Genomic DNA, 11,899 nt, shown 5'->3' on the forward strand with positions numbered 1-11,899 from the left:
GCTGATGACCCATTAAGTGCATTTGCTAATAAGGCCTTTTTCCAAAATCAGCCTGGGCAAAACTTTGCAAATGTTGGAGACAGTGTTATGTGCAATACTTTAGTTACTGTTACCGCTGCACTACTTCGCTCTAGGAAGAGCGAAACAAGGCAACACTGATCGGCAGAGAATTATACTTGCTTACTTGCAGGCGCAATATCCAATTAAATCCTGTGCGCACAGGCATAGTTGTCGACCCAAGCGTTTATATACGATCGAGCTATTGTTTTAATGCAATCGGATAAGCCAATAGTTTGTTTGCGCTTCATTTTCAATTGCGACGTTTGGGCAATAACGATAGCGAGTGTCAAGCACGCTATCGTGTCCTGTTCAATAAAACGGTTTTTGAAACCCGGATAATGAAATTAAGGATGCTTTCAACAAAGGTTGGGTATTAGGAAACGGTTGGTTTAAGAACAGTATTCAATTGTAACTGGCTCTGCGCGAAAGCTATGTGCCATAGGTTGCGACAGAATGTCAGATTAATTTGAAATAAATCGAGTATGGCCACCGTTCTGCTACCTTAAATAGAATTAGTTATTTTATAACAATAAAAGTCGAATTAATGAAGGTTAGACCCTTGAGTAAATAGGATACAATTAAAATTCATCACATTTCATTCTGCATCAAAAAGAGCGATAGCGGAACCTTTTATAAAATAAAAACACCGGTAAAATCAAAACAAATGCCTCACAGCATCTCTTTCTTCTTTTAACTCAGACTCGGTTGTCCGCATCTTTTGCATGCTGAATTCATTGATATCCAGGCCTTTTACAATATTAACCTTACCGTTAACGATTGTTACAGGGTAAGAATAAACCAATCCGTGCTCAATTCCATAGCTACCATCTGAAAGCATCCCCATACTCACCCAATTGCCTTCTTCGGTGCTAGTAATCCAGTCTCTCATCTGATCAACCGCTGCATTAGCGGCTGATGCGGCACTGGACTGACCTCTGGCTTTAATCACTGCCGCACCGCGCTGTTGAATGCTAGGAATAAATTCATTGACAAACCACTCATGACCAACCAGTGACATAGCATCCTGCCCTTTTACTTTGGCATGATGAATATCAGGATATTGCGTAGTTGAATGGTTGCCCCAGATGGTCACATTTTTTACATCCGTCGTAAAAACGCCGCATTTTGCAGCCAGCTGACTGAGCGCCCGGTTATGATCCAGGCGCGTCATTGAAGAAAAGCTTTCGGGTCTTAAATCCGGTGCATTCTTCAAAGCAATCAAGGCATTGGTATTGGCCGGATTACCAGTCACCAATACTTTGACGTTCCTGTTCGCAACTTCATTCAGAGCCTTGCCTTGCACCGAGAAAATCTCCGCATTGACCTGTAATAGATCCTTGCGCTCCATTCCCGGGCCTCGGGGCCTGGCTCCCACCAGGAAAGCATAATCAACATTCCTGAAGGCAAGCTTGGGATCATCAGTCGTCTCCACGCGATAGAGCAACGGGCTGGCGCAATCACTTAATTCCATTACCACGCCTTCTAAAGCAGCCATTGCCGGGCTGATTTCCAACAGGTGTAATATAATGGGCTGATCAGGGCCAAGCAGAGCACCCGACGCCAAACGAAAAAGTAAAGAATAACTTATCTGGCCTGCCGCGCCGGTAACAGCTATATGAATGGGTGTTTTCATTAATTTTCCTTAAACTTAATAATTTTCCGAAGCTTAATCAATAAAGCTTTCAAAAGCTGTCAGAAATCTCTGCTATAAACCCAATTTAAAATTTCCGCTAACGCTAAACAGTAAATATTTATTCCCATAAATATTTACTGTTACAGAATAATAACGAAAAGCTGATACTTCATGCAAGCGCAAGCGTCTTCTAATGCTAAATGCGTCTGACGGAGTGCTGTATTTTTGACTAAAAATCATCAGAGCAGGCATGAAAAACTTGCGTCCTTCCACCCGACTACGTCAGACGTTGCGTTAATGATGGGCACGAAAAGTATGTGTGCATCTACGTTGTAGTAATCCTTCACGGCGAGCCGGAAAACAGGCAGGAAATATTTCTGGCCGGTCGCCAACTGAATCGGTTCATGGCCAGCACGCCCAAGCTGACTAACAGCCAGGTTGCAGGCTCGGGGACTGAGCCATCGGCATTAGCCTCGACGGTAACAGGGCCTGCCATGACAGGCTCGATAGGGAGGGCATCGGCGTTGGCGTCACCGATGGCGTTCAGCGAAATATTCAAGGGGCTCACCCCGGCTGAAAGGGCGTTGAACGATAAGGTCGCCAAGGTGAAGCTGCCGGCCTGTAGCGTATTCAAATCAGCGACAGTATCGAAAGAAAGCTCGTAGAGATTAACTGAACCGTCTCGGGGCGTAAAGGAACGGTCGGCGCTCTGGTCCAGCGCCAGTTGATCGCCCAATCCAGGATCACCGAAAACGACCCCGCCCAGGCCCAGGATGGAGGGCTCGTAATCAACATCGATATCAAATACGCCCAGCGAAGGGGAAACATGATCACCTAACCCGGAAATTATTAAAGCCATATCCAACGATGAGCCCACTGCGGCCGAGGCCGTAAGCGGCGTCCAACTGAGGGTGACCGCTTTGGACGGCAGGGAAACCAGCAGCAGCGCCATACCAATGAGCCGAATCAGGAAAGTAGTCATGATATTACTCCTAGCGGTTGGGTGAGGACATTGCGCATTGCGGCTGCGTGCACAGCAGCACCAGCTTGCGGGCATCGAGGGCGTCGATGCTCAGATCGCCGTTGAGGTCGCGCAAATCGTCGGGGCCGTCGGCAGGCTGGTTCAAAGCCGCCGTAATCCGGGCCAGATCACTGCGGTCAATGTCACCGTCCTGGTCAATGTCGCCTAGAGTTTTGAAGGTGATTTTGAAGACGCTGTGGCCATGAGTGCCAGCATACAGAGTCGCCCCGTCCAGGGGATCTATGGCGAGAACATTTACGCCAGGGTTAGAAGGCAACCCGTTATTGACCACTTGCCAGCTGGCGCCTCCGTTGGCGCTCTGGTATACGTCGCCGCTCTCGTGGGAAAGAACGTCGCCGCCGTTGGTTCCAACGTATAGCATCGCCGGGTTGAGAGGATCAATCAAGATGGCAGAGATAAAAGAGTCAGGAGGCAGCCCGGTATTGATCGCATGCCAGCTGGCGCCGCCGTTGCTGCTCTTGAAGACGCCCCCGCCGGTACCGGCATACAGAGTCGCGGAGTCGACAGGATCAATCGCCAGTTCATTGACACCGAGGCTAGCCAGTCCGCTATTGACCGCCTGCCAGCTGGCGCCGCCGTTGCTGCTTTTGAAGACGCCCCCGCCGGTACCGGCATACAGAGTCGCGGAGTCGACAGGATCAATCGCCAGTTCATTGACATCAAGGCTAGTCAGTCCGGTATTGACCGCCTGCCAGCTGGCGCCGCCGTTGGTGGTTTTGAATACTCCATATCGGCCGTAGATCTGGCTAGCGGAGCTGGCATAAAGAGTCGAGGAATTGGTGGGATCAATGGCGATGGCATTAACGCCAAAGACTAGCGGCGGCTCGGTGCTGAGGGCCTGCCAGCTGGCGCCGCTATCGGTGCTCTTGAAAACGCTGCCTGAAGAGCTGCCAAGATGAGAGCTGCCAGCATAAAGGATGGTCGGGTTTAAAGGATCAAACTCAATGATAGGCGCGCGACCTATACCGGTTACCGCCTGCCACGTATCACCTTTATCGGTGCTCTTGAAAAGAGTGACGTTGAGGGGGTCCTTATAGTAGGCGTCAATTCCGGCAAAAAGGATATCGGAATTAACCGGATCGATCGCGACATTAGAGACGGTAAGGTTATTCAATCCGATGTTGATAGCCTGCCAGCTGGCGCCGCTATCGGCGGTCTTGAAGACGCCTTCGCCTCCGGCATATAAAGTCGCAGGGTTGAGAGGATCAATCTCAAGCGCAGAGATAGAGGAATAAGAAGGCAGCTCCCGACTCACCTCCTGCCACCTGGCGCCGCCATTGGCGGTCTTGAACGCAACTGTAGCGCCAAGCTCGTCCTGGACGATGGCAAATATGACGGACGGGTTGAAGGGGTCAATCTCAAGTGCAGAGACAGAGGAATTAAATGGTAGCCCCGTATTCACGGCCTGCCAGCTGGCGCCGCCGTTGGTGGTGTTGAAAACGCCGCCATAACCTCCAGCATATAGAGTCAGCGGATTAAGAGGATCAATCGCGATGGCAGAGACCGAGTCCGGCAAGCCGATGTTAGCCGCCTGCCAGCTGGCGCCGCCGTTAGTGCTCTTGTAAACGCCGCTTATGCTATCGTCGACAGAACCATTGTTGCCGGCATAAAGAGTCGCCGGGTTAAGGGGATCAATGACGAGGACAGAGACAAAAACATCACTCAGTCCATTGAGCGAGGTCCTGTTCCCAAGCCCGGCATTAACCGCCTGCCAGCTAACGCCGCCGTTGGTGGTCTTGAAAACGCCGCCATAACCTCCAGCATATAGAGTCAGCGGATTGAGAGGATCAATAACAAGGGTAGTTATAGCGAGACCAGACAAGCCGGTATTAACCGCTTGCCAACTGGCGCCGCTATCGGTACTTTTATAAAGTCTACCGCCGCCGGCAGCATACACAGTCGATGGTTTAAGGGGGTCAATGACGATGGCCCGGACATCGAAGAAACCAGGCAACCCTGTACCGACGGCGTGCCAATTAGCGCCCCCGTCGGTACTTTTGAATACGCCGCCATCCCTGGTGCTCATGAAGATAAAACTGTTGTCTCCGCTGCCGGCATAGAGTGTCATAGGATCACTGGGATCAATAGCCAGAGTATTAATTGATCCACCTCCTCCCGGTCCAATAGCTGTCCATTTGTTGATGCCCGCCTTGGCTGTGCCTGCAAAACCGCCCGCCAAGAGCAAACAGATGCAGATCAGGACTTTGGCGTTATATTTAGTCGTGCTATGCTCAAGCACGGGCATGATTCTGTTCATTCCCACCTCGCAGTCGCCGTAGCGATGTTTTGACTGATAAGAAGCAACCTTGCCGCGCCTTTCCCCGGCCGCATATCTGACTATGCTTGGGTATAAACCTAACACACCTTGGATCAAACATCAATTATGATTCTCTTCCAGGGCATAGGCATCTACACTCAAGCCTGCCCCTTCTTCCTTGAAGGAGAAGGGGCAGGCTTGAGTGATATAAATAATTGATTTAATTCTCCTCTTCCAACCCCCTCATCAGGAGAAGGAGTAAAGTCAATTGGCAACTTTATTTATGTTTAAATACAAAAAAGTTGCCAAGATAGTCTGGCTTCCACGGCAAATGAGTCTGTGCAAGGGTGGTATGGGACAGGTGGTTGCCCCGCTTATCAGCCATTTTTATGACGGGTATGAAAAGAAAGTACCCGCCTAATATGACTTAAATATGACTTGCCTCAGCAAAACTTTATTTGAGTTGCTGATAATACTGAGCCAGTTCCCTGATTTCTGCGTCGCTCAATTGGCCAGCGATCAAACGCATACGGCTGTAAATATCATTGTGGCGCTGGCCGTTTTTATAGGCCAGCAGGGTTCTTGTAAAATAATCGGCCTGTTGTCCTGCCAGGGCTGGAATATCCTGTTTTTCGCCCTGCCCTTTAGCGCCATGACAAACAAAACAGGGCGGCAGAATGCGTTTGCCATCTCCCTGTTCAACCATTTTTTCCGCTCTGGCGAATTTCTGGCCAGGCGATTTGTTTACCGGCAAGGGCAAGGAAGCATACCAGACCGCCAGATCGGCGGCATCCTGTTCAGAAAGGCCTTTGGCGATTGAAGTCATCGATTCGTGACTACGATCGCCGTTGAAATAATCGCGCAACTGTTTGTAGGTATAGGTGGCGACCTGTCCTGCAAGTGCTGGAATTGCCGGCAGTGTTTCATCATCCATCGTCTCTTCTTTCATGCCCTGCCCTTTATCGCCATGGCAGCTTGTGCAGGAGCCCGCCAGCTCCCTGCCTTTGTCAAGGTTGCCGTTTTTAACAAATTTCAGGGTTTTGGATGTCCAGGCGGCTTGAGAGGAAGGGCCCGCATTAACGACAATCGGGGCAATAAACAAAATAGTCAGTAGCAGCCGTTTCATCATTAAAATCCCCATGGGCTTGAGCCATACGTATCCATAATAAAGAATTGCAGTATTGGATAGCCGAAGCTGATAAACATTAATACGGCAATTACTTTATTCCAGAGTTTTAAGTCATTCAGCCATTCAGGAACAGACTCTGCCGCATGAATCGGCTCGGCATATTCAATGTGTTGATCAATTGCTTCGGAAGAAGGATTCAACTGCGTCTTGGCCAGATTATAGATAAATAAACAAGCCGAGCCCAATAAAACCAATCCGCCCACTATCATCATCAGCTCATAGGGTTGCCAGGACAGCGTTAGCAAATTATTATAAACCACACTGGAAACTCGGCGGGGCTGGCCCAATAATCCCAGTATATGCCACGGCGTCGTCAAGATACTCATGCCTATAAACCAGGTCCAAAGCTGAACCAATGCCATTGAACTGGAAAATAACGGTTTTTTAACCAGAATGGGCCATAAATAATAGGCGATGGCAAAATACATGATAACGGTGGTGCCGGCAAAAATCAGGTGAAAATGGCCTGGCACCCAGGCAGTATTATGGATCATCGCATTCATCGCATAACTGGCATTGACGATGCCGCCGAAGCCGCCAAAAATCAGCATCAGTAACGATAAAATGACCGCCAGCACCATGGAATTAGTCCAGGGCAAGCTGCCTATCCAGCCGAAAAGTCCTTTGCCGCCCCGCAGGCGACCGGCAATTTCCAGCGAGGCAATGACGGCAAAACCTGTCACCAGTGTTGGAAGTGCGACCATGAAAGTGCCGATGCCGTGTAATAATTTCCAGCCCTTAGCCTGTTCCGGATCCATATACAGATGATGAAAGCCTATCGGCAGCGAGAATACTGCCAATACGATAAATGCAAGTCTGGCCATTTCATCACTGAACACAAAGCTGCCCGCCTGTTTGGGTACAAAGACATAAAAAGCGGTGTAGGCAGGAATCAGCCAGAAATAAACGATGGGGTGCAAAGTCCAGGCGAATAAGGTTCTGGACAGACCCGCATCAACCGTATCAATCCAGCCCAGGGACAACGGAATCAATTGGAAGAGCACCTCCAGGGCGACGCCGGCGCTGGTCCAAAGCCATAACAAAACATTCATTGCCGTTGCAAACATGGCTAAAGGCACAGCTTGCCCCGGATTGGCTTGTTTCCACTGGCTAAACATCACCAGCATGATGACGCACCAGACCCAGGAGCCGACAACCAGCAAGGTAGCGCCGATATAAAATGCAGCAGGCGCGACGATGGGCGGGTAAAACGTATAAAGCACCGATGCCTTACCGGCCAGCAAAGGAATGGCGGCCATTATTACGCCGGTTAATGCAAGCCAGAATCCGCCCCATGCCAGAGGCATATTCCATACCGGCTGCTTCAAGCTGGAAGCGGCAATGGTATAACCAAAGCCCATAATAAAAAAGATTGTCAGTACAAACGCCATCAATACCCCGTGGGTGCTGACCGAAGCAAAATAAACACTGGGGGAGTCCAGAGCAGAGATAAAGCCGCTGCGCTCCAGTACCTGATATACACCCATGAAACAAGCCAGGATAAAGGCGATAAATGCCACCCATAGATGGCTTAACGCCAGTTTTCTTGTCGCTGCATCATTCATTGTTTGATCCTCCTTTAGCGAGTGACTTTACCGGAGCAGTCCAGTCTTCTTTGGCGATGACGGAAATATTGCTCCACATATGATTATGACCCAGCCCGCAATATTCATTGCAGAGCATCGGGTATTCGCCCGGTTTCGGAAAGGTCGTGGTTATTTCAGCCACATAACCCGGCACAATCATCGTGCTCATGTTGGTCATCGGGATATGAACGCCGTGTAAAACGTCCATACTGACCCAGCGGAACGTTAATGGCGTCTCACTCGGAACATCGATGTGCTTTGGGAAAAAGGAATAACGTCCGGCGACCATTCTAATGATGATAGCGCCCTTGCCGTCAACTTGTACGCCCAGATTGTCTTCAGCAAATTCCTTATTTAAATGCAGACTGTCGGAGTCAACGGTTTCAACTTTACCGGGCGGATTAATGCCGTGGAAAAACGCATCAATAACGATAATGCTGACCAAAAGACCCACCACTAGCAGTGAAACGGCGATCCATTTTCGTTCCAGGGGATCGATATGAATAGCTCGAAATTGTATATAAAATTCATGAAGCTGCGTATTCAAATCTCGCAGGAAATGTTCACATTTTTGTTTAACTGACTCTGTTTGCATCCTGAATCCCTAGCCTCGCGGCAGAAACACGCCGTAATAAAGAAAAGCCCAAGCGACTACCATGCCCCCAATTACCATTGCCATCAGCGCAAAAGTGCCGACCGGGGGGCTTTCGATAATGCGCTTGCGGTCTTCTTCACTCATTTTATCCATTTAACCCTCTCTAGCTATGCTATTAATAAATAATGAATTGTAAATCTTCGAGTTCTTGCTGTGTAATAGGAATGTGCGGTCTTAAATTGATTTTTGATAAAGTATAGATTATTCAGCTTGGCAACGCGATTACCGTTCTCCCTCCAATGCAAAAGACATCTCGCGGACCGCCATCCAGTTGAACATAACCAGTTGAACATAAAAAGCTAAGCTGGTTTTAACCAGGCCCACTTCCGAGTGGCCCTGCATTGCCAAAATGCCTTGAACCCGGACCCTGCGCGGCAATAGGGCTATAAATGATTTTTAGCCAAATCGTAAACAGGGGGCTTAGCAACGGCCAAAGCAGTCGCCAGATGAGCCAAGATTATCGATAAGTATTAACTGATGTTACGCAGGCTTACTCGATATAAACTGAGAAAGCTTGCCAAATCCAGAAATTGAACAGAACCCTTTAGCACGTGTAATAGCTACATAAAGCAAGGATCTTTCCCGCTGTTGACGCTCTCTGATAATCGTCGGATCATCTGAATCCAGAATAGCCAAAGGCACAATGCCTTCGTTGATGCCGGCAACATACATAGCGTCAAACTCAAGGCCCTTGACACGATGCACGGTCGCCAGCCTGACGCCGGGTTGGGCGGTGTTATCGAGTGCATTCTGATCAATTTGATAAAAGGGAATGCCGGATTCGGTTAGGGCTAGCCGGTAACGTTCCATATCGGCATGCCTTCTGACAGCAATACAGGCTTTTGCCAACCCCTGATCCGTTAATTCTTTTAATGAATTCACAATAAATTCGGCTTCCATTTGGGCATTAGCAAAACATTGAATTATGGGTTCTGTACCGCTCATCAAGGAGCGATAACCCGTTTGCTCATCGACGCCATTATCCAGATCATCAAATGCAATTCCGTTCAATAATGAGACTGCCCAATGTCTGATTTGCTCGGTTGTTCGATAATTAATGCGCAGCTTCCGGCTACGGCCAATGATTTTAATGCCGCATTGACCCAACACCACCTTACTGCCATAAATGCGTTGGTGCGCATCGCCGACAATAAACAGATCGTTTTGCTGTTCCGGGGCCAGCTGCCGAATTAACCGGAAGGCGTTCAAACCAAAATCCTGCCCCTCATCGACAATAATGCCGGTATAGGGTAATTGAATCGATTTGGTTTGAATCAGGGCAAGCGCATCGCGATAGGCATCTTCCGTTTCTTTTAGACCGGCATCATCAAGCCCCGATCGATAATTTTCAAATACCGGCCAAACCGCTTTTTTCAACGTTCTATTTAATTGAACTCCGCGCCCCAAACGTCTTGCCTTGAAATAATTCTCCAGCGAATTAACATTCTGCGGCTGAATTACTTTTTCCCATTCTTCATGAAAAAAGGAGTCCGGCAAATCCAGCGCATCAGGCTTTAGCACCAAGGCATTATCCCAAAGCTGCTTTTTTTGACGTTTGTCAAAGGCAAAATTGGTCGGGTAGCCTTGCTTATCCATGAAACGTTTGACCCAGGCATCCAGATTAATCACTTCAATTTTACGCAACGCCTCCGGCGCACAAATGTGTTTTAAATTTTGTTCAATATCAATAGCCAGGTTTTTGGTATAGGTGGTAAACAAAATCCTCGTTTCACGATCCGTCAATGCTCGTTCAGCCAACCACTTGGCGCGGTGCATCGCGACTACGGTTTTTCCGGTACCGGCCCCGCCCAAGACACGAACCGGGCCATTCCAGTCCCTGAAAACTAGTTTTCGCTGCAGAGGATGCAAAAACACTCGCCATTTTTCTAAGGGCGCATCCAGCATCGTTTGTAAGGCTTCATCATCGGAAGCCAGCAAAAACCGTCTTTTGCTATCCGGATTATCCAATGCGCCGGCAAAGTCATGGGTATCGATTTGAGCGGGTTCATCCTGCAAGCTGACATCATAAACTGACAACGCCTCTTCGAGACTGACGCCATCGGCTAACATGGCTAATGCCTCATAAGCCTCATCCGGCAGCTTGGCTTTTAAATCATCCACGTCAACCGGAATTTCAACATGCCGCACTAAGGGCATAAGCTCTTCCGGTACTCCGAGTCTCACCAGATAGCGGTCCTTGATGGCATCAAATAATCCCGGTTTTGTTTTCTGACCAGTTAGCTGCTGAAGCTGCTGCGCTTCATCAATATATTGCGCTTCCAGAATCTGAAGCACGCCATTTTCAGGATTGATCCTTAAAACTTTATTACCGGCCCATTCATAGGCATCATCGTGCTTATCCGCCCACAGCAAAATATAAACATCCCCTCGTTCCGGCGCCAAAACAATCGCCCTGTAAGCTTGATCAATCCTGACCGAACGCAAATTCCTGTCTCTGGCTGACTGAATTGATTCATAATTAATTCCCGGCGATGTCGGGTCTTGCCGAAACAACTCGATAAACTTGACGGCTTTTTCCTGCTGCGCCTTCGGCAGCTTCAAAACGCTGCTAAAAAATTCGGAAGAAATGGCAACTTTGGGGTGCATGAAAACTCCTGATTCTATGCAAAGGCGTTAAGCAGGGATTGAATATCCTTTTCCAGCCCGCTATTCAAAAAAACGTTCCAGCCTGCCTGGGTAAATGTTGCACTATCATCTTCAAACTCATCAAAAATAATCACAATTTTAAGATCAGGCCAGGCCAAAAAAGCTTCTGCAACAATTTCTCCCAGCTCATTGTTAAGTTCAAAACCACATTGCGGTATCGGTAAAGCTAAACCGCTAAGCCTGGTAATAATGGCAGATTCGTCTCCGATCGCATCGGCTAATAACAGGTCCCACTGAGAAGACGCCATTACCGGCGGAGGATGGCTCACTGTTAAATCGGCATAAACCTGTTCAGCCATACCTTTAACCGTAAGAAAACTACTGTAAGGCTGAAACTGAAAAAGATTCATAAATCTTAACAAGGCTTGCCATTGTTTAAGATCGGACTCTTCGAGCGCAGACTCGTCATTGAACACGATAAGGGCGCGTGACTGATTCAGTCTGCCCTGTTGAAGAGCCGACTTATCGATACTCAAGGAAAGATAAAAACGTTGATAAGCATTGCCGAATAAACTGCCCGATAGGTCTGTCCTTGTTATCGCAGCCTTGCCCAGACAGGCCGGTTTATGCTGAGCATAAGCCGGCAGCATTAATTCTGATACAGTTGTATCTGCCCCCATTTTCATAAACCAGATAAAACAGGTCATGGCCGCATAGCTTTCCCATACCGACTGATCGGCAGCATTTAGAAGCTGTTTGGAAATTCATCTTTTCGCCCATAAGGTATCAATTTTGATTATGAAATAAATAGTATGAGCACAAAAAACGGAAAAAACGTTACCCGAGTAATTTGAGTGAGGGGGCATGGCG

At 48.4% G+C, this 11,899-nt stretch carries 10 protein-coding genes; 1 reads left to right on the forward strand and 9 read right to left on the reverse strand.

Annotation, left to right across the window (positions count from 1 at the left end; translation table 11 throughout):
- Nucleotides 1–715 precede the first annotated feature (715 nt).
- The 3 genes from HUX64_RS05835 to HUX64_RS05845 all read right to left on the reverse strand — a co-directional run bounded on the left by HUX64_RS05835 (nucleotide 716) and on the right by HUX64_RS05845 (nucleotide 5,109).
- On the reverse strand, nucleotides 716–1,693 hold the full coding sequence (locus HUX64_RS05835; protein ID WP_174625302.1) for a malate dehydrogenase: 978 nt from the start codon (nucleotides 1,691–1,693) through the stop codon (nucleotides 716–718).
- A 343-nt stretch (nucleotides 1,694–2,036) separates the two neighbouring features.
- On the reverse strand, nucleotides 2,037–2,675 hold the full coding sequence (locus HUX64_RS05840) for a PEP-CTERM sorting domain-containing protein (RefSeq protein WP_174625303.1): 639 nt from the start codon (nucleotides 2,673–2,675) through the stop codon (nucleotides 2,037–2,039).
- A 10-nt stretch (nucleotides 2,676–2,685) separates the two neighbouring features.
- On the reverse strand, nucleotides 2,686–5,109 hold the full coding sequence (locus HUX64_RS05845; RefSeq protein ID WP_174625304.1) for a DUF6242 domain-containing protein: 2,424 nt from the start codon (nucleotides 5,107–5,109) through the stop codon (nucleotides 2,686–2,688).
- Nucleotides 5,110–5,260: 151 nt separating this feature from the next.
- Between HUX64_RS05845 and HUX64_RS19165 the strand changes: the two genes are divergently transcribed.
- Nucleotides 5,261–5,413: a hypothetical protein gene (locus HUX64_RS19165; RefSeq protein ID WP_217426444.1), complete on the forward strand. Its 153-nt coding sequence runs from the start codon at nucleotides 5,261–5,263 to the stop codon at nucleotides 5,411–5,413.
- Between the two features lie 33 nt (nucleotides 5,414–5,446).
- Here HUX64_RS19165 and HUX64_RS05850 read toward each other — a convergent pair whose 3' ends face one another.
- The 6 genes from HUX64_RS05850 to HUX64_RS05875 form a co-directional block, all read right to left on the reverse strand.
- Nucleotides 5,447–6,121: a c-type cytochrome gene (locus HUX64_RS05850; protein ID WP_343034380.1), complete on the reverse strand. Its 675-nt coding sequence runs from the start codon at nucleotides 6,119–6,121 to the stop codon at nucleotides 5,447–5,449.
- Nucleotides 6,121–7,746, reverse strand: a complete 1,626-nt coding sequence (locus HUX64_RS05855) for a b(o/a)3-type cytochrome-c oxidase subunit 1 (RefSeq protein WP_174625305.1) — start codon at nucleotides 7,744–7,746, stop codon at nucleotides 6,121–6,123. Before HUX64_RS05855 ends, HUX64_RS05850 begins: the two co-directional genes overlap by 1 nt.
- Entirely contained in the window at nucleotides 7,739–8,362 is a 624-nt protein-coding gene (locus HUX64_RS05860; protein WP_174625306.1) for a cupredoxin domain-containing protein, read from the reverse strand. Before HUX64_RS05860 ends, HUX64_RS05855 begins: the two co-directional genes overlap by 8 nt.
- A gap of 9 nt (nucleotides 8,363–8,371) precedes the next feature.
- Entirely contained in the window at nucleotides 8,372–8,515 is a 144-nt protein-coding gene (locus HUX64_RS05865) for a hypothetical protein (protein WP_174625307.1), read from the reverse strand.
- A gap of 387 nt (nucleotides 8,516–8,902) precedes the next feature.
- Nucleotides 8,903–11,029 (reverse strand): 3'-5' exonuclease, encoded by a 2,127-nt coding sequence (locus HUX64_RS05870; protein WP_174625308.1) that lies wholly within the window; start codon nucleotides 11,027–11,029, stop codon nucleotides 8,903–8,905.
- A gap of 14 nt (nucleotides 11,030–11,043) precedes the next feature.
- Complete coding sequence (locus HUX64_RS05875; protein WP_217426445.1) at nucleotides 11,044–11,736, reverse strand: hypothetical protein; 693 nt, start codon at nucleotides 11,734–11,736, stop codon at nucleotides 11,044–11,046.
- Nucleotides 11,737–11,899 lie beyond the last annotated feature (163 nt).

Origin of the sequence: Candidatus Methylobacter favarea (assembly GCF_902806695.1) — a bacterium.
GTDB classification, from domain to species: domain Bacteria; phylum Pseudomonadota; class Gammaproteobacteria; order Methylococcales; family Methylomonadaceae; genus Methylobacter_B; species Methylobacter_B favarea.

Coding starts and splice junctions, on each gene's coding strand:
- HUX64_RS05870 (WP_174625308.1), bottom strand. CDS start 11,029: ATGCACCCCAAAGTTGCCATTTCTTCCGAATTTTTTAGCAGCGTTTTG.
- HUX64_RS05840 (WP_174625303.1), bottom strand. CDS start 2,675: ATGACTACTTTCCTGATTCGGCTCATTGGTATGGCGCTGCTGCTGGTT.
- HUX64_RS05835 (WP_174625302.1), bottom strand. CDS start 1,693: ATGAAAACACCCATTCATATAGCTGTTACCGGCGCGGCAGGCCAGATA.
- HUX64_RS05875 (WP_217426445.1), bottom strand. CDS start 11,736: ATGACCTGTTTTATCTGGTTTATGAAAATGGGGGCAGATACAACTGTA.
- HUX64_RS05865 (WP_174625307.1), bottom strand. CDS start 8,515: ATGGATAAAATGAGTGAAGAAGACCGCAAGCGCATTATCGAAAGCCCC.
- HUX64_RS05855 (WP_174625305.1), bottom strand. CDS start 7,746: ATGAATGATGCAGCGACAAGAAAACTGGCGTTAAGCCATCTATGGGTG.
- HUX64_RS05850 (WP_343034380.1), bottom strand. CDS start 6,121: ATGATGAAACGGCTGCTACTGACTATTTTGTTTATTGCCCCGATTGTC.
- HUX64_RS05860 (WP_174625306.1), bottom strand. CDS start 8,362: ATGCAAACAGAGTCAGTTAAACAAAAATGTGAACATTTCCTGCGAGAT.